Source organism: Flagellimonas hymeniacidonis (assembly GCF_008040165.1).
GTDB classification, from domain to species: Bacteria; Bacteroidota; Bacteroidia; order Flavobacteriales; family Flavobacteriaceae; genus Flagellimonas; species Flagellimonas hymeniacidonis.
Genome location: NZ_VRUR01000002.1, coordinates 852,020 through 874,594 on the forward strand (window position 1 = coordinate 852,020; position 22,575 = coordinate 874,594).

General features: G+C 37.8%; 25 protein-coding genes. 15 read left to right on the plus strand and 10 right to left on the minus strand.

Annotated features, from left to right (window positions below; translation table 11 throughout):
- Positions 1–110: 110 nt before the first annotated feature.
- The 13 genes from FVB32_RS12755 (at position 111) to FVB32_RS12815 (ending at position 12,483) form a co-directional block, all read left to right on the plus strand.
- Positions 111–644: a DUF6913 domain-containing protein gene (locus tag FVB32_RS12755; RefSeq protein WP_147744178.1), complete on the plus strand. Its 534-nt coding sequence runs from the start codon at positions 111–113 to the stop codon at positions 642–644.
- Positions 644–1,534, plus strand: a complete 891-nt coding sequence (gene dapA / locus FVB32_RS12760) for a 4-hydroxy-tetrahydrodipicolinate synthase (RefSeq protein ID WP_147744179.1) — start codon at positions 644–646, stop codon at positions 1,532–1,534. Before FVB32_RS12755 ends, dapA begins: the two co-directional genes overlap by 1 nt.
- Positions 1,535–1,640: 106 nt before the next feature.
- On the plus strand, positions 1,641–2,468 hold the full coding sequence (locus FVB32_RS12765) for an outer membrane protein assembly factor BamD (protein ID WP_147744180.1): 828 nt from the start codon (positions 1,641–1,643) through the stop codon (positions 2,466–2,468).
- 19 nt (positions 2,469–2,487) lie between these two features.
- Positions 2,488–2,814, plus strand: a complete 327-nt coding sequence (locus FVB32_RS12770) for a DNA-directed RNA polymerase subunit omega (RefSeq protein ID WP_147744181.1) — start codon at positions 2,488–2,490, stop codon at positions 2,812–2,814.
- A 3-nt stretch (positions 2,815–2,817) separates the two neighbouring features.
- Positions 2,818–4,023 carry a bifunctional phosphopantothenoylcysteine decarboxylase/phosphopantothenate--cysteine ligase CoaBC gene (coaBC, locus tag FVB32_RS12775; RefSeq protein WP_147744182.1) on the plus strand — a complete coding sequence of 402 codons (1,206 nt, stop codon included), beginning with the start codon at positions 2,818–2,820 and terminating at the stop codon, positions 4,021–4,023.
- The gene (porD, locus tag FVB32_RS12780) at positions 4,016–4,906 is read left to right on the plus strand and encodes a type IX secretion system protein PorD (RefSeq protein ID WP_147744183.1); all 891 of its coding nucleotides are present in this window, start codon (positions 4,016–4,018) and stop codon (positions 4,904–4,906) included. The genes coaBC and porD overlap by 8 nt, the downstream gene beginning before the upstream one ends.
- A 46-nt stretch (positions 4,907–4,952) precedes the next feature.
- Positions 4,953–6,605: a DNA repair protein RecN gene (gene recN, locus FVB32_RS12785; protein ID WP_147744184.1), complete on the plus strand. Its 1,653-nt coding sequence runs from the start codon at positions 4,953–4,955 to the stop codon at positions 6,603–6,605.
- Between the two features lie 81 nt (positions 6,606–6,686).
- Positions 6,687–7,499: an enoyl-ACP reductase FabI gene (locus FVB32_RS12790; RefSeq protein WP_147744185.1), complete on the plus strand. Its 813-nt coding sequence runs from the start codon at positions 6,687–6,689 to the stop codon at positions 7,497–7,499.
- A gap of 56 nt (positions 7,500–7,555) precedes the next feature.
- Complete coding sequence (locus tag FVB32_RS12795; protein ID WP_147744186.1) at positions 7,556–8,563, plus strand: glycosyltransferase; 1,008 nt, start codon at positions 7,556–7,558, stop codon at positions 8,561–8,563.
- A 1-nt stretch (position 8,564) separates the two neighbouring features.
- Positions 8,565–9,521, plus strand: coding sequence for a CdaR family protein (locus FVB32_RS12800; RefSeq protein WP_147744187.1), 957 nt, complete (start codon positions 8,565–8,567; stop codon positions 9,519–9,521).
- Positions 9,518–10,105 (plus strand): dephospho-CoA kinase, encoded by a 588-nt coding sequence (coaE, locus tag FVB32_RS12805; RefSeq protein ID WP_147744188.1) that lies wholly within the window; start codon positions 9,518–9,520, stop codon positions 10,103–10,105. The genes FVB32_RS12800 and coaE overlap by 4 nt, the downstream gene beginning before the upstream one ends.
- 77 nt (positions 10,106–10,182) lie before the next feature.
- Positions 10,183–11,763, plus strand: a complete 1,581-nt coding sequence (locus FVB32_RS12810; RefSeq protein WP_147744189.1) for a sensor histidine kinase — start codon at positions 10,183–10,185, stop codon at positions 11,761–11,763.
- 6 nt (positions 11,764–11,769) lie between these two features.
- The gene (locus tag FVB32_RS12815) at positions 11,770–12,483 is read left to right on the plus strand and encodes a response regulator transcription factor (RefSeq protein WP_147744190.1); all 714 of its coding nucleotides are present in this window, start codon (positions 11,770–11,772) and stop codon (positions 12,481–12,483) included.
- A 65-nt stretch (positions 12,484–12,548) separates the two neighbouring features.
- On the opposite strand, the gene FVB32_RS12820 is transcribed toward FVB32_RS12815, so the two are convergent.
- The 8 genes from FVB32_RS12820 to FVB32_RS12855 are packed head-to-tail and all read right to left on the minus strand — an operon-like array spanning position 12,549 to position 19,952.
- The gene (locus tag FVB32_RS12820; RefSeq protein WP_147744191.1) at positions 12,549–13,043 is read right to left on the minus strand and encodes a gluconokinase; all 495 of its coding nucleotides are present in this window, start codon (positions 13,041–13,043) and stop codon (positions 12,549–12,551) included.
- Positions 13,036–13,959 (minus strand): tRNA (adenosine(37)-N6)-dimethylallyltransferase MiaA, encoded by a 924-nt coding sequence (miaA, locus tag FVB32_RS12825; RefSeq protein WP_147744192.1) that lies wholly within the window; start codon positions 13,957–13,959, stop codon positions 13,036–13,038. Before miaA ends, FVB32_RS12820 begins: the two co-directional genes overlap by 8 nt.
- Positions 13,956–14,795: an ion transporter gene (locus tag FVB32_RS12830; RefSeq protein WP_147744193.1), complete on the minus strand. Its 840-nt coding sequence runs from the start codon at positions 14,793–14,795 to the stop codon at positions 13,956–13,958. The genes miaA and FVB32_RS12830 overlap by 4 nt, the downstream gene beginning before the upstream one ends.
- Positions 14,792–16,153, minus strand: a complete 1,362-nt coding sequence (locus FVB32_RS12835) for an exonuclease domain-containing protein (protein ID WP_147744194.1) — start codon at positions 16,151–16,153, stop codon at positions 14,792–14,794. The genes FVB32_RS12830 and FVB32_RS12835 overlap by 4 nt, the downstream gene beginning before the upstream one ends.
- 18 nt (positions 16,154–16,171) lie before the next feature.
- A complete protein-coding gene (locus tag FVB32_RS12840; protein ID WP_147744195.1) occupies positions 16,172–16,831 on the minus strand; it encodes a YggS family pyridoxal phosphate-dependent enzyme in 660 nt (219 codons plus the stop codon).
- Between the two features lie 21 nt (positions 16,832–16,852).
- Entirely contained in the window at positions 16,853–18,088 is a 1,236-nt protein-coding gene (locus FVB32_RS12845; protein ID WP_147744196.1) for a DUF1015 domain-containing protein, read from the minus strand.
- Positions 18,089–18,094: 6 nt separating this feature from the next.
- A complete protein-coding gene (locus FVB32_RS12850) occupies positions 18,095–18,982 on the minus strand; it encodes a 3-hydroxybutyryl-CoA dehydrogenase (RefSeq protein ID WP_147744197.1) in 888 nt (295 codons plus the stop codon).
- 4 nt (positions 18,983–18,986) lie between these two features.
- Entirely contained in the window at positions 18,987–19,952 is a 966-nt protein-coding gene (locus FVB32_RS12855; RefSeq protein WP_147744198.1) for a Gfo/Idh/MocA family protein, read from the minus strand.
- Positions 19,953–20,066: 114 nt separating this feature from the next.
- Between FVB32_RS12855 and FVB32_RS12860 the strand changes: the two genes are divergently transcribed.
- Positions 20,067–20,708, plus strand: coding sequence for a protein-L-isoaspartate(D-aspartate) O-methyltransferase (locus FVB32_RS12860; protein ID WP_147744199.1), 642 nt, complete (start codon positions 20,067–20,069; stop codon positions 20,706–20,708).
- Positions 20,709–20,712: 4 nt separating this feature from the next.
- On the opposite strand, the gene smpB is transcribed toward FVB32_RS12860, so the two are convergent.
- Positions 20,713–21,174, minus strand: a complete 462-nt coding sequence (gene smpB / locus FVB32_RS12865) for an SsrA-binding protein SmpB (RefSeq protein ID WP_147744200.1) — start codon at positions 21,172–21,174, stop codon at positions 20,713–20,715.
- Positions 21,175–21,255: 81 nt separating this feature from the next.
- On the opposite strand from smpB, the gene FVB32_RS12870 reads away from it, so the two are divergent.
- On the plus strand, positions 21,256–21,999 hold the full coding sequence (locus FVB32_RS12870; RefSeq protein ID WP_147744201.1) for a DUF6503 family protein: 744 nt from the start codon (positions 21,256–21,258) through the stop codon (positions 21,997–21,999).
- On the opposite strand, the gene FVB32_RS12875 is transcribed toward FVB32_RS12870, so the two are convergent.
- On the minus strand, positions 21,996–22,529 hold the full coding sequence (locus FVB32_RS12875; RefSeq protein WP_147744202.1) for a histidine phosphatase family protein: 534 nt from the start codon (positions 22,527–22,529) through the stop codon (positions 21,996–21,998). The genes FVB32_RS12870 and FVB32_RS12875 overlap by 4 nt on opposite strands.
- Between the last annotated feature and the right edge of the window lie 46 nt (positions 22,530–22,575).

Consider the following 22,575-nt stretch of genomic DNA (forward strand, 5'->3'; position numbering starts at 1 on the left):
ACAAAAAGTTACAAATACAACAAATTGTTTTAATTTTAAATAATCCACGTAACTATCTTTGTTAAGTAATCTTGGTAGAATAATTACCTTTGTAAAAATGCATAAAAAATATGTTTTTAAAAGGGCTCCAAGATAAATTTAAAGTTAAATCGGGTCTTAAATTTTTACAGGAGGAAATGGAAAAGGCTCCTGTGGCCTTGGATAGGGAAAAGGGCATTACCAGAATTGGATGTATTGTTGACGTGGACAACTTTCATAATGCGGAAGTATTTTATGAATTGATAGACGAGTTTTCACTTAGACCTAATGCCATTAAGATTATTGGATATAAGCGGGAGTATGATAAAAACTCGCCTTATGCCATTCAAATATTCTCCGACAAGGATTTGGGCTGGAAGGGTGTTATTGAAAACGGATATGTCCTGGAGTTTTTGGGCAGAGAGTACGATATGATCATCAATTATTATGAAGAAGATAATTTAATGATGAAGTTGTTGTCCGTTAAAACTTCAGCAAGACTGAAAGTAGGTTTTGGTACACTGGATCACAAAATCAACGATTTAATTTTAAATACTCCTTTTAAAGACTTTAAAGTTTTTAAAAGTGAATTAAAAAAGTATTTGAAAGTTTTAAAGGAATTGTAATGGAACAATTTGAGGGTACTGGAGTTGCATTGGTAACACCTTTTAATGATGATTTTTCTATTGATGTAAAGGCATTGGAACGAATCATCGAACACTGTATTGATGGAGGCATAGACTATCTTGTGGCTTTAGGCACCACAGGAGAAGCCGCAACCCTTTCCAAAGAAGAGAAACAACAGGTAATGGATACCGTTATAAAAACCAATGCAGGTAGATTACCTTTGGTTTTAGGAGTTGGCGGAAATAACACTGCAGCAGTTGTTGCCGATTTAAAAACACTTGACCTCTCTGAGTTTGATGCCATACTTTCGGTTTCTCCATGCTATAGCAAACCTACACAAGAAGGAATATACCAACATTTTAAAGCTATTGCCAAAGCATCCCCAAAACCAATAATCCTCTACAATGTTCCTTCTAGAACCGGAAGCAATATGTTGCCAGAGACGACATTACGGTTGGCACATGACCTACCCAATATTTTAGCCATAAAAGAAGCGTGTGGAGATATGACCCAGATTGATGAAATTATTAAGGGAAAGCCTGACGATTTCTTGGTGATTTCTGGGGATGATTTTACAGCGCTCCCAACAGTTTTAGCAGGTGGGGCAGGAGTAATTTCAGTTTTGGGGCAAGGTTTGCCAAATGCATTTTCCAGAATGATTGCTTTGGGAAGTGATGACAATGCTGAAGATGCATATCAAATACATCATGCGTTACTGCCTATCATGCAGTTGATTTTTGAAGAAGGGAACCCTGCGGGCATCAAGAGTATTTTTGAATATTTAGGGCTGTGCAAAGCTACAGTGAGGCTTCCACTAATCGAAGCTACGCCGGGTTTAAAAGACAAAATACAAAGTTTTCTAAAGGCATTTGAAAAGGTGCATGCTTAGTGTTCGTTAAATGTTCGCCAAAAGAGTGGTAAATAGCATCTCCTGCACTTATTTTTGGATTCCAAATCAATTTTTTAAATCCGTTGATTATCACTAATTTTGCAAAATGTTTTTGAAAATGAGGTCGATTCTCCCTTTACTCTTTGCCGTAATCTTTCTTACATCGTGTAGCGAGTACCAAAAGGTACTTAAAAACGAAGATGTTAAGCCCAAATATGATTTGGCTGAAAAATACTATGCGGAAGGGGATTACAAAAGAGCAAAAAGATTGTTTGAACAAATAGCACCGAAGTATGTGGGCAAGCCACAAGGTGAAAGGGTAATGTTCTTTTTTGCGGATTCTTATTTTAAAACGAAGGACTACTACCTTTCCGGGTATCAGTTTGAGCGTTTTATAAAATCGTACCCGAAAAGTGATAAAATCCAAGAAGCTACTTTTTTAGGAGCTAAAAGTTATTATGAGCTTTCTCCAGAATATTCTTTAGATCAAACAGACACAGATAAAGCCTTGGCCAAGCTCCAATCATTTATCAATACCTATCCAGAATCAGAATTTTTTGCCGATGCCAATGAAATGGCAAAAGAGCTAACCGCAAAAAAGCAAAAGAAACAAATAGAGATTGCAAAACAGTTTAATAAACTGGGGCAGTTTAATTACCCAATTCTCGTTTCGGCAATAACCTCACTGGATAATTTTATTTCAGATAATCCTGGATCTGTTTACAGGGAAGAAGCACTGTACTACCGTATTGAGGCAGCCACAAGTTTGGCACTGAATAGTACCGAGAACAGAAAAAAAGAACGTCTGGAAGATGCGCAAGCTTCGTATAATACGTTAATGCGCTATTTCCCAGAATCACAATTTAAAAAGAAAGCGGATAATCTATCCGAAAAAATCCAAAAGGAATTAAGCGAGTATTCCAATTCCAAATAAATAGTTTAATACGCAGCATATGCAAGATTTAAAAAATACAAAAGCTCCCGTTTCCACTGTTACCCATAACAGAAATGAGTTTGATGAAAAAACGGAAAACATTTACGAAGCTATTTCCATTGCTTCCAAACGTGCCATCCAAATCAATTCAGAGATAAAAAAGGAATTGTTGGAAAAATTGGAAGAGTTTGCTACTTATAGCGACAGCTTGGAAGAAGTTTTTGAAAACAAGGAGCAAATAGAAGTTTCCAAATTCTATGAAAAACTTCCAAAACCACACGCATTGGCAGTTATGGAGTGGTTGGAAGATAAAATCTATTACAGAAACACAGAGAAAGACGCTTAAGGAATGCTAAGCGGAAAAAACATTCTTTTGGGCATTACCGGGGGAATTGCCGCTTATAAAACCACCTTTCTTGTTCGGTTATTGATAAAAGCTGGTGCTGAGGTCAAGATTGTTATGACCCAAAGCGCCAGCTCTTTTGTTTCCCCCCTTACGCTATCCACTTTGTCTAAAAACCCTGTGTTGACGGACTTCGTCAATGAAGAGGATGGAAGTGTTTCTTGGAACAACCATGTAGCACTGGGACTATGGGCAGACCTAATGATCATTGCCCCGGCAACGGCCAATACGCTTTCCAAAATGGCACATGGTACTTGCGATAACTTGCTTATGGCCACGTATCTATCTGCAAAATGTCCAGTTTATTTTGCTCCAGCAATGGATTTGGACATGTACAAACATCCATCTACCACTACTTCTTTTGAAAAATTAAAATCCTTCGGTAACCTTATGATTCCGGCTGAAGCTGGTGAATTGGCTAGCGGACTTCATGGAGAGGGTCGTATGGCGGAACCTGAACATATTGTAGCGTTTGTTCAAGAAGATTTGGCAAAAGAACTCCCATTGTCCGGAAAAAATGTGTTGATTACGGCTGGCCCTACACATGAAGCTATTGACCCCGTTCGATTTTTGGGGAATCGTTCATCAGGAACAATGGGCTTTGAACTTGCCAAAAGCGCTGCAAATTTGGGTGCCAAGGTCACCCTTATTTCTGGCCCTACAAACCTTAAGGTGGAAAATGACCGCATAAAACTTATTCGAGTTACATCCGCCCAAGAAATGTATGATGCAAGTCATGAACATTACAAAACTATGGATGTCGCTATTTGTGCAGCAGCTGTTGCAGATTATCGACCAAAACAAGTTGCTGCTGAAAAAATCAAAAAGAAAGAAGGCGATTTAAAGATTGAACTGGAACGTAACCCGGATATCCTTTTTTCATTGGGAGAATTGAAGCAAAAACAGTTTTTGGTAGGATTTGCTTTGGAGACAGAAAATGAGCTGGAAAACGCAAAAGGAAAACTTCAGCGTAAAAATTTGGATGCCATAGTACTAAACTCTTTAAAGGACGATGGTGCTGGTTTTGGTGGAACCACCAATAAAATCACCTTCATTGATAAGAATTTGGATATAAAAACGTTTGCATTGAAGACGAAGCCAGAAGTGGCTTCGGACATTTGGGAAGAAATTATCTCCAGGATTCATGCGTAGCATTTTAGTACTCACTTTTTCTCTATTGGTATCGCAAGCAATATTTGCGCAGGAACTGAATTGCACCGTAACGGTCAACTCTGATCAGGTTAGTCAGACCAATCAACAGATTTTTAGGACTTTGGAGCGCTCCCTTAATGATTTTGTGAATAAAAGCAAATGGACCAATAGGGTGTACAAAGAGAATGAGCGGGTAAATGCTAGAATGTTTATTACCGTCACACAATATGAGTCAGATAGGTTTGAGGCAAACATTCAAATACAATCTTCCAGACCGGTTTTTAACAGCTCTTACGAAAGCCCTGTGTTTAACTACAAGGATGACGCCTTTAATTTTCAATATCAAGAATTTCAGCCATTAGTGTTTAATGAAAATGTTTTTGATTCCAATTTGGTTGGTGTACTAACATACTATATATACATCATTCTTGGTTTGGATGCCGACACCTTTTCTTTAGAGGGCGGGGATGATTTATTTAGAAAAGCACAAAATATAGTAACACAGGCACAAGGGTCCAATTTTTCAGGCTGGAGTCAGGAAACAGGGACACGTACTAGATTTGAATTGGTGGATAACTTGCTCAGTAATTCCTTTAGGGAATACCGTATAGCTATGTACAATTACCATAGAAAAGGATTAGATATTCTTGGCGATAACAACAGTACAGGGAAGCAGGTAATTTCTGGGAGCATGCGTTTATTTGAAACACTGATCAAGCGTAGACCCAATGCTTTCTTAATTCAAACCTTCTTTGATGCCAAGTCCGAGGAAATTCAAAATATCTTCTCCGATGGCCCTAAAGTGGACATTGTAAAACTAAAGGAAACCCTTAATAGAGTGGCGCCATTTTACTCTAACACCTGGAACGAGATAAAATACTAGCCCATTTCTCCAAAGAGATTTATCTTTACAGTGTAAATCTTCAGTATTGCTTACAAATCTTTCTATTCAGAATTACGCATTAATAGACGATGTAAACGTTTCATTTTCGGATGGTTTTACGACTATCACTGGTGAAACAGGAGCTGGTAAATCTATATTATTGGGTGGTCTTTCCCTTGTTCTTGGAAAACGAGCTGATTTGAGTTCGCTTAAAAATGAAGCACAGAAATGCATTATAGAAGCAGAATTCAACATTTCAAAATACCAAATGAAGGGTTTTTTCAATACGAATGATTTGGATTATGAAGACGACACCATTTTAAGGCGGGAAATCTTGCCCAGTGGAAAATCAAGAGCATTTGTAAACGACTCACCGGTTACACTAGATATTTTAAGAGGATTGGGAGCACGATTGGTGGATGTCCATTCCCAACACCAAACATTGCGGTTGACAGAAAATGATTTTCAGCTAAAAGTGGTAGATGCTTTAGCAGAGAATAAGGAAAACCTTCAGGCGTACAAAGAACATTTAGAACTTCATAAAAGCGCTTCCAAAGCGTTGCAGGACTTAATGGATTTTCAGGCCAATGCCAACAAGGAACATGATTATAATAGTTTTTTGTTCAAAGAACTGGAAGCAGCACCATTAAAAATTGGAATTCAGGAAGAGTTGGAATCTGAATATGAGCAATTGAACAATGTGGAGCAGATTATGGAACTGCTATCCGAAGGACATCAATTGTTGAATAACGAACAGCTAGGTGTTCTTGGTAGGCTGGCTGATTTGAAGAGAGTTTTTCAAAACCTATCGGATTTTGGAAGCTCCTATTCAGCATTAAATGAGCGTGTACAATCCATATTTATAGAAGCAGATGATATTGCTACGGAATTGGAACATATAAAAGATGGAGTAGAGGCAAATCCAGCTCGTTTGGAAACAGTTAATGGACAGTTACAGCAGCTGTACGATTTACAAAAAAAGCACCAGGTGAGCTCTGTTGAAGCGCTTATTGATATAAGGAATCATTTGGCAGAGCAAGTGGATGCCATTGAAAATATTGAAGAAAAAATTAAGGCAAGAGAGGGTGAGGTTAAAGAAATCACAAAGCAAGTGGAGACATGGGCGATTAAAATTAGGGAAGCCAGAAACGCGGTGATTCCTAAATTGAAGCTGATGCTTCAAGAAAGTCTTTATGCTCTTGGCATGCCTTCTGCTACCTTTAAAATCGAGGTAAATTCTTCCACTAGTTTTAAATCAAACGGAAAAGATGATTTAACCTTTTTGTTTTCTGCCAATAAGGGTTCTGACTACGGTGAATTAAAAAAAGTAGCTTCGGGCGGTGAATTATCCAGAATTATGCTGACCATAAAAGCTATTTTGGCAAAATATGAGCAGCTTCCCACAATGATGTTTGATGAAATTGACACTGGCGTTTCTGGAGAAATATCCAACCGGATGGGGGAAATCATGCAGGAGATGAGCAAAACCATGCAAGTCTTTTCCATAACCCATTTACCACAGGTAGCGTCAAAAGGACAGCAGCAATTCAAAGTATTCAAGGAAGAAAAAGGAGAAGGAACCAGTACGCAGATGAGAAAATTGAATGCAGATGAGCGTATAAAAGAACTGGCAGAAATGCTTGGAGGTAAATCCATTTCAGAATCTGCTATGGCACATGCAAGGCAGTTATTGCAATAACTTTGGCAGTACAAATACAACAACGTAAAACTCGATAAGAATAAATATCTTTGTCGCAGAAACCAACTATAGATAAGAAATATGGCATACAATCTTTTAAAGGGTAAAAGGGGAATCATTTTTGGAGCTTTGGATGAACATTCCATTGCATGGAAAACAGCGGAACGCGTTCATGAAGAAGGTGGAACTTTTGTATTGACCAATGCGCCCATTGCGATGCGAATGGGGCAGATTAAAGAATTGGCTGCAAAAACGAATTCGGAGATTATACCCGCAGATGCTACAAGTGAAGAGGATTTGGAAAATTTGGTGACCCAAGCCACGGAGATCTTAGGAGGTAAACTAGATTTTGTATTGCACTCTATAGGCATGTCCGTTAATGTTAGAAAGGGAAGGGCATATACAGATGAAAAATATGATTTCACTGCTAAGGGATGGGACGTTTCTGCGCTTTCATTTCATAAGGTGATGCAGTCCCTGTATAAGGCTGATGCCATGAACGAATGGGGGAGTATAGTAGCCCTGACTTATATGGCTGCGCAGCGTACTTTTCCAGATTATAACGATATGGCAGATAACAAGGCCTATTTAGAATCTGTAGCAAGAAGTTTTGGGTATTTCTTTGGAAAGGAAAAGAAAGTGCGGGTAAACACCATTTCCCAATCTCCAACTCCAACAACTGCTGGGCAAGGTGTTAAAGGTTTTGATGGGTTTATCAGCTATGCTGAAAAGATGTCGCCATTAGGTAATGCATCTGCTGCAGATTGCGCTGACTATACCGTAAGTTTGTTTTCAGACTTAACAAAGAAGGTGACCATGCAGAATTTATTCCACGATGGCGGGTTTTCCAATACTGGTGTGAGCCAAGAAGTAATTGATGAATTTACAGAGTAACAATAAAATTTAGCAAACAAAGCCATCTCTTTTTGGGATGGCTTTTGTGTTTTTAGATGAGCGTAGATATATCCATAATAGTTCCTGTTTATAATCGGCCTGAAGAAATTCGGGAGTTGTTGGAAAGTCTCATACTTCAAGATTTTAAAGGAGGTTTTGAAGTGGTTATTGTAGAAGATGGGTCAAGCCAGGATTCAAAGGAGGTGATACATGAATTCCAAGAAAGCTTGAACATTTCTTACTACTTCAAGGAAAATTCAGGACCAGGGGAATCGCGTAATTATGGCATGAAAAAGGCCAAAGGAAATTACTTTATCATATTAGACTCTGACTGTATCCTGCCCAAGCAATATTTGGCAGAAGTGAACAAAGAGTTGCAAAAGGAGTTTGTGCATTGTTTTGGCGGCCCCGATGCTGCTGACCAATCTTTCACCACCGTGCAGAAGGCAATCAATTATGTTATGACTTCTTTTTTTACCACTGGAGGTATTAGGGGAGGAAGTGAGTCGGTTGGTAAATTTCAACCCCGTAGTTTTAATATGGGAATTTCCCAAGAGGCTTTTGAGAAAGCAGGTGGTTTTGGTAGGATTCACCCGGGGGAAGACCCAGATTTGACATTTCGTATCTGGAAGGCCGGGTTTAAAACCAGATTGTTTAGTAAGGCCTTTGTGTACCATAAAAGGCGTATTGATTGGAATAAATTCTTTATTCAAGTGAATAAATTTGGAAAGGTGAGGCCCATTTTAAACAGGTGGCACCCTGGAACTGCAAAACTTACCTATTGGTTTCCCACTTTTTTCATGCTAGGATTAATAACTTCAATTGTATTGGCAATTGTTGGTATCATGATTCCATTGCTACTATTTTCGGTATACTTTTTAGTGCTGTTTTTTGATGCATTGGCAAAAACCAAAAATTTAAAAGTGGCTTCACTAACAATTTTTGCCAGCTTAACGCAGTTTACAGGATATGGAATGGGTTTTCTAAAATCCACAATGTTGCTTAATTTTAGTAGCAAGGAACCGGAAGAATTATTTCCAAAGCTGTTTTTTAAAACAAAATAAGGTGTTCAAAAAGGGATGGAAAGGTTTAAACAAGAGAAAAGTAAAAGTGTTTTTGCTCTTTTTGCTATGTTCATTCCTTGCATGGTTTCTTAGTAATCTTTCAGAGCCTTATGAATCTAGGGCCAACTTTGTCCTCAATTATAAAAACCTTCCAGACACGCTATTATTGGGCAACAATGCGGTCAATAGAATAGAAGCAAAAATAAAAACAAGCGGATTTAAGTTTCTCTACTACAATTTCACCAATAAGCGAATAGATATTGACTTATCCGGAATAATCAATCGAAATGGTTCGTACATTTTAACCGAGGATGCGGTAAAAAAGCAAATGGAACGGCAACTTTCTCAGAGTATTTCTCTAATTGATTTAGATAGGCGCGAGCTTAAGGTGGATCTTTATCAAGTTGCATCCAAGGAGATTCCAATCAAGGCAAATTTGGATATTCAGTTTCGACAAAACTACATATTGGAAGGAGAGCCGTTGATCAACCCTACTACGGTTTTGGTAAAAGGACCAAAAAATGAAATAGATGCGCTTACGGAAATCCATACTTCAGAAATTGAGTTGACAGACGTTTCCTCAGATTTCTCCAAAGATGTTCTGCTTGTTTTTCCAAAGACCTTGGACAATAGTATCTTTTCCATTAACCGAGCTAGTGTATCGGGGAAAGTGGCCAAATTTTCTGAAGAAGTGTTTGATGTCCCAGTTCAAGTGGTGAATTTTCCCGAAGGCTATGACGTTAAGACCTTCCCCAATGCCATAAAAATTCTTTGTAAGGCCACCATTGGTCAATTAAAGGTTATTTCGGCAAATGATTTCTTGGTGGTCGCTGATTATAAACAACGCAACAATGCCAATGATAATGTGATATTTTTGGAAATAACAAAAAAACCAGAAAAGGTACATGGGGTTCGTTTGCTAGAGAATAAGATAAACTTTGTTTTGGAAAGGAAATGATGATTGTTGGGTTAACAGGAGGTATTGGTGGAGGTAAGAGCACTGTAGCAAAAATGTTCAAAGACCTAGGTGTGCCAGTGTACGATTCCGATTTGGAAGCCAAACAGTTGATGACGAACTCATCAGAATTAAAAGAAGCAGTCAAAAACCTCATAGGAGAAGGTGCCTATGATGGTGATACCTTAAATAGAAGTTTTATAGCGAACAGAATTTTCAGAGATCCAGAGGTATTAAAAAAACTGAATGCCATTGTACATCCTGCTGTAAAAAAACATTTTTTAAAATGGGCTGAAAAACAAGATGCTTCCTATGTAATTCAGGAAACCGCTTTGATTTTTGAAAACGATTCACAAGATCAGTATGATCACATCGTTTTGGTAACAGCACCCTTAGACCTACGTTTAAAAAGGGTAATGAGCAGAGATGGTGTCAAAGACCAAGAAGTACTTGACAGGATGAAGAACCAAATGGATGATAATGAAAAAGAAGCCTTTTCACATTTTTCAATCCATAATATTGACTTAGAAACCACCAAACAAAGGGTTGAGGAGATACACCACAGACTTGTTGGGCTGGCGGATTGACCATAAATTTTAACATTTTTGTTAAGGTTAGGTTAAACGGTAAATGGCCTAAATGTTAAATTTCTAATTTTACCCCAATGAACAAGAAGCTTTTCGTTCTTCTCGTCATTCTTATGAGTTTATCCCTGACTGGGATAATTTTTGTTCAAGTGTATTGGATAAGAACATCAGTAGACGACAAGGAGGAGCAATTCTCAAGAACGGTTACAGACATACTGGATAAAGTAGCTAGTAGAGTGGAGAAGAGGGAGATGAAGGACTATTCAGATCGTTTGGCTTCCCTAGTAGATAGTATTGGGCAACCTAAAACTACACAGTTCAGAAATTTTTTGTTTGTTGACCGGGATTTAAACTCAGACGAGATTCTTTTTTATTCCCATGGAATTTTAGAGGAAGATTACAATATAACATCAACGTTCTTTGATAATTTAGGTGGGGAGGATACCACCACATTTAAAAACTATACAAGCAAGCGTACCAAGGCTGTCTTTAAAGAAGAATATGGCCTGGATGGCAAAAGCTACAGCTTAACTCCCATTCAGAAGGCTGAAAAAATTGGCGGGTTATCCAAAATAGATAAAGCAGCTTGGGAAGATGTTTTTATGGAATATGCCAAAAGTAGGCCAATTCACAAGAGGGTGTCCAAACAAGAACTGGAATTGCTATTAAGTCAGGAATTAAGCAATAGAAATATAGATATTGATTACGAATACGGGGTATACAGCCAAGGTTATCCGACCAAGGTGAAATCCAAAAAGTTCAAGTTTTCAGAATCCAAAATGTACGAGGCTCCGATTTTTAAGGACAGTGAGGGGAGTACAAATTTTTCATTGTTACTTACGTTCCCGACCATGAAGAAGTTCCTGTTTCAATCGGTAATGAGCATGGCCTTTTTGTCGTTAATTTTTACCCTTGTGATTATGGTGGCCTATTCCAGTGCAATCTATCAATTGATAAAACAAAAGCAAATATCTGAGATAAAGACAGATTTCATAAACAATATGACCCATGAGTTTAAAACTCCCATCGCAACAATAAACCTTGCCGTAGAGGCCATACGAAATCCAAAATCCATAGAGGATAAGGAAAAAGTATTACGGTATTTAGGGATGATTAAGGATGAGAACAAACGCATGCATGCCCAAGTAGAGAATGTATTAAGAATATCCAAGTTGGAAAAAAATCAACTGGACATTCGTAAGGATAGAGTAGATGTGCATGACATAATAGTAGATGCCATTGCGCATGTGGAATTGATTGTTGCTGATAGAGGCGGATATGTAAATTCACATTTAGATGCGGAAAGGTCAGAAGTTTTGGCGAACGACATCCATTTTACCAATGTAATCGTGAACATGCTGGATAATGCTGTGAAGTATTCTCCAGAATCCCCAAAAATAGATATTTATACCGAATTGGTTAAGAACAACATAATTGTTAAAATCCAGGACCAAGGAGCTGGAATGAGCAAAGCAGTGGTTAAAAAGGTGTTTGAGAAATTTTACCGGGAACATACCGGGGACATACATAACGTAAAAGGTCATGGATTAGGATTGGCCTACGTAAAACGAATAATAGAAGATCATCAGGGAGAAGTTTATGCAGAAAGTGAAAAAGGAAAAGGAAGTACTTTCTTTATTAAACTGCCTTTAATTTAATAAACTATGGAGACAGAAAATAAGAAAATATTGTTAGTGGAGGATGACCCTAATTTTGGGATCGTGCTAAAAGATTACCTGTCCATGAACGACTTTGATGTGGTTTTGGCCAAAAACGGTATGGAAGGCTTTGAAAAATTCAAAAAAGACAATTATGATGTCTGTATTTTGGATGTTATGATGCCTTACAAAGATGGGTTTACGTTAGCACGGGAGATACGGGAAAAGAATGAAAATGTGCCGATTATTTTCCTCACCGCAAAAACAATGAAAGAGGATGTTCTTAAGGGGTATAAGGCTGGAGCAGATGATTATTTGAACAAACCTTTTGACTCTGAAGTGTTGTTGATGAAACTTAAAGCAATACTTCAAAGAAAAGCTTCTAGTACGCTGGCAGACAGTAAACAATTTGAATTCATTATTGGTAATTTCCACTTGAACTCAAAGCTTCGCTTTTTAAAATATATGGATGAGGAACCAGTGAAACTTTCTCCCAAAGAAAACGAACTATTGAGGCTACTTGCACTCCATGAAAATGATTTAATGCCAAGAGAATTAGCACTGACAAAAATATGGAGGGACGACAATTATTTTACTTCTAGAAGTATGGATGTGTATATAGCCAAACTAAGAAAATATTTGAAGCGGGATGATGTTGTTGAAATCCTCAACATTCATGGAGAAGGATTCAGACTCGTTGTTAAAGCAGAGAATCAATAAAAGCCGTTTTTTCAATAAAACTTTAACCACCTTAGGGTGGTTTTTTTATGCAAATGAGTTGGCTATTATTGCAGTTGGTTTAATATGGAGGTTACAATTTCATTTGGTGTATTGGCCACAGAAACGATAATAGCTTCCAAGGGCGGTTCAAGAGTATCAAATTGTGATTGAAGTAAATCCAAGGGCATAAAATGTCCATCTCTATTTTCAGCTCTAGATTTGATGAGTTCAAATGAACCTTCTAAATAGACAAACTCGAGATAGCCTTCCATTTCACTAAGCAGTAAATCTCTATAACTTTGTTTTAGAGCGGAACAAGCAATGACAGCTCCTTTTAATTTGTGTTCTTTGGCCAATTGGTTGAGTCTTATGAGCCAACCTTTTCGGTCATCATCATTCAACGCCTTGCCATCACTCATTTTTTTGATGTTGGCTTCAGGATGAAAATCGTCCCCATCATAAAAGGGAATTTGTAAAGTATCGGATAAAAGTTTGCCAATAGTGGATTTTCCAGTTCCAGAAACGCCCATTATAACAAACACTGTGGGTGTATTAGGCATGTGAATTTGTTTTAAGCTGTTCAGTTATCTTTTTAACCACCATTTTTGGTTCCTCATTGTAGTCCACCCATAAAATAGTGTTGTTTTTCCTTAACCAGGTAAGTTGTCTTTTGGCAAATCGCCTTGTATTTTTTTTAATCTCAGAAATTGCAAAATCAAGGGTTATGTTTCCTTCAAGATACTCAAAAAGCTCTCGGTAGCCTACGGTTTGTAGGGCATTAAGATTTTTATGTGGGTATACTTTCCTTACTTCTTCCAATAATCCAGCTTCCATCATAAGATCTACTCTTTTGTTGATTCGGTTATAAATTACCGTTCTATCGGCCTGAATACCAACGTAAAGTGTATTGAAAAATCTTCCCTCTTTTTTCTGGTTTAAAAATGAAGAATACGGCTTGTTAGCGGTGATACAAATCTCCAAGGCTCTTATTAATCGATGAGGATTATCAATATCCACTATGTCGTAATACTTTGGATCGCGCGCCTGCAGTTCTTCTTGCATACCTATTAACCCACCTTTTTCGAGCCTTGCGTTTAGGCTTTCCCGTAATTTGGTATCCACTTCAGGAAACGTGTCCAAGCCATGTACAACCGCATCAACATACAGTCCACTACCACCCACCATGATAATATGATTTTTGTCCTGAAAGAGTTGTTCTAATAACAGCAAAGCCTCTTTTTCAAAATCTCCTACGGAGTAGGGGTCAAAAATACTTTTGTGCTGTATAAAGTGATGCCGAACGGCATTTAATTCTTCACGCGTTGGCACGGCTGTACCAATGTTCATTTCCTTAAAAAATTGACGGGAATCTGCTGAAATCACATCCGTATTAAAGTGCTGGGCTAAAGAAATACCCAATGATGTCTTGCCAATAGCTGTAGGGCCTACAACAGCAATTAAAGTTTTGGAACTCATAGCAGCTCACCACATTTATAACAGTTTGTGGCATCATCTCTGTGGCCTTCAGCAGTGCAGCTAGGACAGGCTTGTGTATTGGTATGGACAACACTCTTTGCCTTATCACCATTTTTATGTCTGGAAAATTCAACAGTTACTATTCCGGTAGGGACCGCGATGATACCATACCCTAAGACCATGATAATTGTGGCCAAAAACTGCCCAATATTGGTTTGGGGAGCAATATCACCATAGCCCACGGTGGTGAGCGTTACAATGGTCCAATAGATGCTTCGAGGAATACTGGTAAAACCGGCTTCATCACTCTCTATAAGATACATAATGGTACCCATGATTACAGAAAGGATTAGAACAACATAGATAAAAACCGCAATTTTTGCCCTACTTGCTTTTAGCGCAGCCTTAAGCTGGGATGCTTCTCCCATAAACTTAACAAGTTTCAATATTCTGAAAATACGCAATAACCGAAAAGCTCTTACCGCCAAAAGGACCTGTGATCCAGCAAGAATGTATGAGAGATAAAGTGGAATGGTAGAGACAAAATCAATGATGCCATAAAAACTAAAAACATATTTCCATGGCTTTTTTATGCTAATCAATCTTGCAATATATTCAAGGGTAAAAAAGATGGTAACCACCCATTCTAGTGTCAATAAAACCGTGTGATAGTGTTCGTCAATCTCCTTTACGCTCTCCAACATGACCAAAATAACGCTGAGAACAATCAAAATGACAAGTACAAGATCAAAAAACTTGCCTAATGGCGTGTCAGCTTCATAGATAACTTCATGAAGCGAATTTTTCCAACCGGAATGTATTTTATGCTCTTTCAAAGGGTAGGCGTTAACTCCAAAATCTTAAGCTTGTTGTTTTTTCTCAAATAAGATTCAACAATAAAAGTAGTGTTTTCATCACTGGACATTGGGGTTATTATGGATTCTAAGATATGAATATTATTTATTTGGTGGTTGAGCTCCACATAGCAAAACCCTTTCAATACTCCATTTTTAATTAAGATAAGGCTCTGTTCTCCTAGTTCACGTCCCCTGTCCAACAATGCTACGTTTTTTCCAACAACACTATACTTTTGAAATGCATCATTTATTTTTTGATTGTATTCTATAGTTTTTTCAATAGCCGTACAGCCATCTGCACAACCATTTTTAGCATGTTCACAAATGGTATCCAGGCATAATGATGAAGCACAGATGCTATATTCTTCACTTATTTTTTTAAGAAAGCTTTTCGCTGAAGGAACACCATTGAATCCTATTTTTTTCTCTTTTTGAAGCTTACTCTTAACAATTTCCAAGGTTATATGTGGTGTGCCGTTCTTAGAAAAATTTATAACATGGGAAAAAAGCTTCTTTTTAGTAATGCTATTGTGTTTAGGTTTTGTCTTATGCAATTCTTGGTACTCCTTTAAGATTGCGATTAATTCACTTCCAGTACGCTCGTAGGAAACTCTTTTGGTTTCTTTTTGAAGCTTGCGGGCCAACTGGCCAACGTTGGTAAAGTGTTGATTGATTCTTTTTTTTATGTCCTTGGTTTTGCCCAAGAAAATGATATCACCATCCTTGTCGTACATATAATACACCCCTGTTTCTGAAGGTAAATCAGAAACGATATCCAATTGCGTAGGCGATAACTCTCCTTGGGATTCTTCACGGATAACCTCTTGGACAATGATTTTTTCTGAATCTTTATTTAGCAGTAACTTAAAAAGTTTTAGGGTAGCAATTGCATCACCATTGGCCCTGTGACGATCACTAATTGGAAAACCGAGAGAACGTACTAGTTTTCCTAGGCTATGCGATTCTGCATCTGGCAGTAATTTTTTGGAAAGGTCTACCGTACAAAGGGTTTTCCGTTGATAATCATAGCCCAAACGCCTAAATTCTGTTCTAAGGATTCTATAATCAAATTGCGCATTATGGGCTACAATCACCGCTCCATTTGTTATCTCAACAATACGTTTTGCAACCTCATGGAATTTTGGCGCAGCCCGTAACATATGGTTGTTGATACCCGTAAGCTTGGCGACAAAGGGTTGAATTTCCCGCTCTGGATTCACCAAGCTTATAAACTTGTCTACAACCCGGTGTCCATCAAATTTGTGAATTGCAATTTCCATGATACCCTCCTCATTATATTTTCCTCCTGTGCTTTCAATATCGAGTATGGCGTACATGAAATTCGCTAAAATAAATTATGAATAGTTACGTGCTCCAAAGATACTACTTCCTATGCGTACCATATTTCCACCTTCTTCAATGGCGATACTGTAATCCCCGCTCATTCCCATAGATAGAACCGAGATGTTTGGCAGTTTTTGTTTCAAACCGTCAAAAATGGTTTTCAAAGAAGCAAATTCTTTTCTCACTTGAGACTTATTTTCGGTAAATGTTGCCATCCCCATCAGCCCCACAACTTTTATATTTTCTAAAGCTGCAAACGTTTCCGAGCTTATTAGCTGATGCAATTCCGATGTGTCCAAACCAAATTTGGTTTCTTCTTTAGCAATGTGCATTTGTAACAAACATGGGATTACCCGATTGTGTTTTTCGGCTTGTTTATTGATTTCTGTAAGTAGGCGAAGGCTATCAACCCCGTGAATAAGCGAAACAAACTCAGCCATATACTTTACCTTATTCCGTTGTACATGACCAATCATATGCCATTCAATGTCTTTAGGAAGCGTCTCCCATTTTTGTGTCATTTCTTGTATTTTGTTTTCTCCAAAAACACGATGGCCGGCTTCATAAGCTTCTAGAATGGCTTCATTGGGTTTGGTTTTGGAGACCGCAACCAAAGTTACGTCCTTTGGTATTGTTTGATTAATTGCAATAAGGTTGTCTTTTATAGACATACTTCAGATTTTCAAATTGTTTTAAAACTCATAAATGGCCAATCCACTTCTCAGTTTCGGCTCTATATAAGTACTTTTTGGCGGCATTACCAGTCCAGCATCGGCAATGGCTTTAATTTCATTCATGTTTATGGGAACTAAGCTAAAACCAACTGCGAACTCACCTGTATCGATACTGTCTTTCATTTTAATGATATTGTTTTTTCCATACCCATAGGAAATACGCTTGTCATTTCTAAGGTCAGAAATTCCAAGAATGGGCTCTAAAATGGTTTTATACAATATTTGAGTGTCCAATTCGCTTAAAGCGTCGGTAAACTTATACACCGTTTTTCTTAAATAAAGGGAATAAAACTCACCATCCAAATACATGCTAAAATGATGCTTCCGAGTTGGTTTGTACAATCCATCTTCCTTTTTTTCAATCCTGAAATGGGTATCCAGTTGAATCAAAAATTCATTTTTGGTAAGACCATTTAAATCTTTGACCATTCTATTGAATTCATAAATTTTTATCTCTGATTCTGGTATCAGATATGCCATAAAAAAATTATAGGCCTCATCCCCGATATGTTCCTTGTTTTCGGTTTTCAGTTTTTTCGCCAGTAGATTGGAAGAAGCGCTTCTGTGGTGGCCATCCGCAATGTAAAGCGCACTGATGGAAGCGAAGGTTGCTTGTAGGGTTTCAATGGAGGCTTTTTTTTCGACTTTCCATAGTCTATGGTTGATTTTATCTGTAGTGGTAAAGTCGTACTCGGGAGTAGTGGATGTTTCTTTTTTAAGAATGGCACTTACCGATTCATTGTCGGCATAGGTCATTAACACAGGTTCTGCATTAAAGCCCACTGTTTGTAAATAATCGGCAAAGAGTTTTTCTCTACGCTGGATGGTATCCTCATGTTTCTTGATGATATCGTTTTGATAATCCAATACACTGCAGGCGCAGAAAAAGCCCAACGTTTTAAAAAGCCCTTTTTCAATTTGGTACAAATAGAAGCAAGGCTGTTCATCTTTTTGAAAAATGGTGTCCTCCAAAAACTCCGTGTACCGGTTATGAACAAGTTTAAATCGTTCTTTTCCTGTAATATTTTTATCGAATTTAAATCCAGGGTTTATAATGTGTAAAAATGAGAAGGGATTGTACTTTAATACCGCTTTCAATTCATTTTTTGAATATTCTTCATATGATCTAGAAGCAACAAAAGCAGCTTTATCCTTTGTTGGGCGAATGGCCTTAAATGGTTTTATTTGGGCCATGCTGGTTTAGGTAAATTGCTTTGAGACTTTTTCGGCTTTTCTAGACTCCGAATAATCATAAAACCCTTCTCCTGATTTCACCCCTAATTTTCCTGCCATAACCATATTCACCAATAGGGGGCATGGGGCATATTTTGGGTTTTTAAAACCATCGTACATCACGTTTAAAATAGATAGGCAGACATCCAGACCTATAAAATCAGCAAGCTGCAACGGCCCCATGGGATGTGCCATGCCCAGTTTCATTACGGTATCAATCTCCTGTACTCCTGCAACACCATTGTATAAGGTTTCTATGGCCTCGTTGATCATTGGCATAAGAATTCTATTGGCAACAAAACCTGGGTAATCATTTACCTCGGTGGGTGTTTTACCTAATTTAGCAGACAACTCCATGATGGTTTTGGTAACCTCGTCAGAAGTGCTGTATCCTCGAATAATCTCCACCAATTTCATGATAGGAACCGGATTCATAAAATGCATTCCAATTACGTTCTCGGGGCGCTGGGTGGCAGCTGCTATTTGCGTAATGGAGATAGAGGAAGTATTGGTTGCTAGAATAGTGTTGGTATCGCATACTTCGTCTAAATCCTTAAATATCCGAAGTTTAAGGTCTAAATTTTCCGTAGCCGCTTCTACCACTAAATCTACTTTTAAAACCCCTTCTTTTACATTGGTAAAAGTTGAAATATTGCTTAAAGTACTTTCTTTATCGTCTTCCGTGATGGATGCTTTTGAAAGCATTCGGTCAAGATTCTTTGTAATGGTCGCCAAACCTTTGTCCAAAGATGCTTGCGCTATATCGATAAGATGTACTTGAAATCCATTTTGAGCAAAAACATGTGCTATACCATTTCCCATAGTTCCAGCGCCAATTACTGCAATAGTCTTCATCAATTTATTTTTTAAAAGATTCAATAATTTGTAGGGCCACACGCAGTGCTTCTGTTCCTTGTTTTAGAGTAACAACGGGTTCTGTGTCATTATTGATGGCGTCTGCAAAAGTTTCTAGCTCATCCAAAATGGCATTATTGGTTTCTATGTCAGGGTTTTCAAAATAGATTTGCTTTTTGATGCCTTCCGCATTTTGCAAGATCATATCAAAATCTCCTGGTTGTTCCGGAGCATCCTTCATTTTTACCACTTCTACCTTCTTTTCCAAAAAGTCCACAGAAATGTATGCATCTCTTTGGAAAAATCTGGATTTTCGCATGTTTTTCAAGGAAATCCTACTTGATGTAAGATTGGCCACACATCCATTTTCAAACTCAATTCTGGCGTTTGCGATGTCTGGGGATTTGCTGATGACGGAAACCCCACTGGCATTGATTTTTTTCACTTCAGATTTTACCACGCTCAAAATTGCATCAATGTCATGAATCATGAGATCAAGTACCACAGGGACATCTGTTCCTCTAGGATTGAATTCAGCCAACCTATGTGTTTCAATAAACATGGGTGTTTCAATCTTATCTTTTACAGCTAAAAAAGCAGGGTTAAATCGTTCCACATGCCCAACTTGCCCTTTGATATTATGTTCATCTGCCAATTTTAATAATTCTGTGGCTTCTTCAGAAGTATTGGTGATGGGTTTTTCTATAAAAATATGTTTCCCTTTTGCTATGGATTTTTTGGCGCAATCAAAATGTGAAAGGGTAGGGGTTACAATATCAACCACATCAACGGCGTCGATAAGCGTGTTGATGTTTTCAAAAAAGGAATATCCAAATTCATCAGCTACTTTTTTTGCATTGATTTCATCTGGATCGTAAAAACCTACGAGTTCATATTTATCTGATTCGTTTAAGAGTCTAAGGTGTATTTTACCCAAATGTCCTGCACCAAGGACACCAACTTTTAGCATACGTACTGTTTTTGTCAAAAATACGGATATGAGATCACTCTTCCATAAAAATAAGAGCGCGCCAACTATAAAATTTGTAAAGAACTCTTTAAATTCGTGTGCCAGACTAAGAAGATGAAAGACACACACAAGCATAGGGGTATGCGGAACAAATTAGCAGAAACGCTATCCGCAAAGGGGATACAGGATGTCAAGGTTTTAGATGCGATTAAAACCATCCCAAGGCATCTCTTTTTAGATAGTGGTTTTGAGGATCATGCCTATCAAGATAAAGCCTTTCCCATAGGTGCAGAGCAAACTATTTCCCAACCCTATACAGTGGCTTTTCAAACAGAACTGTTACAGATTAAGCCTAACCATACTATTCTTGAGATAGGTACCGGAAGCGGATACCAAACAGCTGTTTTGCTCCATTTACGTGCTAAGGTGTATACTATTGAGCGTCAGCAAGAGCTCTTTAAAAAAACCAAACTGTTCTTTAGCAAAATGCATTACCGTCCTAAGAAGGTGATTTTTGGAGACGGCTATAAAGGATTGCCAGAGCAGGCACCCTTCGATGGAATTATTGTGACAGCAGGAGCTCCTGAAGTTCCAAAGTCGTTAATGTCCCAGTTGAAAGTAGGGGGGCGATTGGTAATTCCGGTTGGAGTGGAGGAACAGGTGATGACCCTGTTTACTAGAAAATCTGAAAAGGAATTTGAAAAGCAAGAATTGGGTTCTTTCCGATTTGTACCCTTGCTTGAAAACAAAAACTAGCGCTTTATTGGTTAAAACTCTTTTTTATTCTGGATAGGTCACGTTTGTTATCTCTATCCTTGATGGTTTCCCGCTTGTCGTACTGTTTTTTACCCTTCGCCAGTCCAATGTTCACCTTTGCCAAACCTCTTTCATTAATAAAAAGATTGAGAGGTATAATGGTAAGCCCAGAAGTAGTTACCTCTCTGCGGAGTTTTTTTAGTTCTCTTTTGTTCAACAATAATTTTCGCTCCGCCTTTGGCTTATGGTTGTAATGGCCACCATGACTATACTCATCCACTTGCATATTGATTACAAAGAGTTCTGCTTTGTCATTGAACTCACAAAAGCTTTGAGATAGCGAAGCCTTACCCAAACGAATAGATTTTATTTCGGTTCCACCCAAGACAATACCCGCAGTATAGGTGTCTAAAATTTCGTAATCAAAACGGGCCCGTTTATTTTTTATGTTGATGTTTTTCTGCATTGTGCGCAAAAATAGAAACTCTTATCAAAGAAAATTGTAATGTTACACTAGATTTTACGATTCTTTATAAAACCTAAACTAATGAAAAGAATTTTTATTGGAATAGTATTCCTTTTTTCCCTTGCTTGCAAGGAAAAACCCAAAACTAGCTATACAGTTCAAGAGATTATAGATAAATCTATTGAGGACAGTGGCGGCATGCACTACATTGATCATAACACTTCATTTGTATTTAGAAATAGAAAATATGTTTCTCAGAATGATCAAGGGAAGAAGATATTGAAACGAATCTCCTTTTTAGATTCCATTACGATTACGGATGAAAAGACAAATGCTGTTTTTCAACGCTTTATCAATGATAGCCTCGTTAAATTATCTGATTCCATAGCCAATCGCTACGCTAATTCTGTCAATTCTGTTCATTATTTTGCCAGACTTCCATATGGATTAAATGATGGAGCGGTACACAAGAAAATTCTGGGTGAAGAGTCCATCAAAGGAGTCAATTACTATAAAATAGAGGTCACTTTTGACCAAGACAATGGAGGAGAGGATTTTGATGATGTTTATGTGTACTGGTTTAATAAAGAGACGTTTAAGCCTGATTATTTAGCTTATGATTTTCATGTAAATGGAGGAGGGCAACGTTTTAGGGAGGCATATAATGAGCGGTATGTGAACGGTATTCGTTTTGTGGATTACAACAATTTTAAGACTAAAACCAAAGGAATACCCATTTATGAAATTGGACAGCTTTTTGAAAAAGGCGAATTGGAATTGCTCTCTAAAATAGAGCTATCTGAGGTCGAGGTGAATAAAAATTAGTCCATTTGCAATCGGATGTCTGTAGCGACGCCATCAATGATACGAATGATAAATAGACTGCTGTTGTTATTATCATCGATATGGTCATATTTTTCAATCCCTAACATATTATTGACAAAGTTTGGTGTAGAATTACTGTGGCCTACTACCAAAACATTTAGTCCTTCGTTGTTGGTTTTGAATGCCTCAATATCAACTGAATTGGGATCATAATACTCAACAGTAATATCTTTTTTTACCGCAGTTGGGGCTGCTGTCATGGAAGTACGCTCATAATTAGTAGAGTATATTGCATCCAAGGCAATAGGATCAAAGACTTCCGCCCATCGAATAGCTCTTCCCAATCCATCTTGATTCAGCTCAGGGTCCTTATTTTCAGGGTCAGTCCTGTCCTTTTCTGCATGTCTAATAAAATAGAAAGTTGAAATCACTGGCTCTTCAGTAATTTCCATATCTTTATTAGAGCTATTGCAGCTTATAGCTGTAATAACAAAAATTGTGATGACGAATAGCTGTTTTATTGCTCTCATAATTGCTGATCTAAAGGTCCCCTCTTAAGTTATGTTTATGGTATTT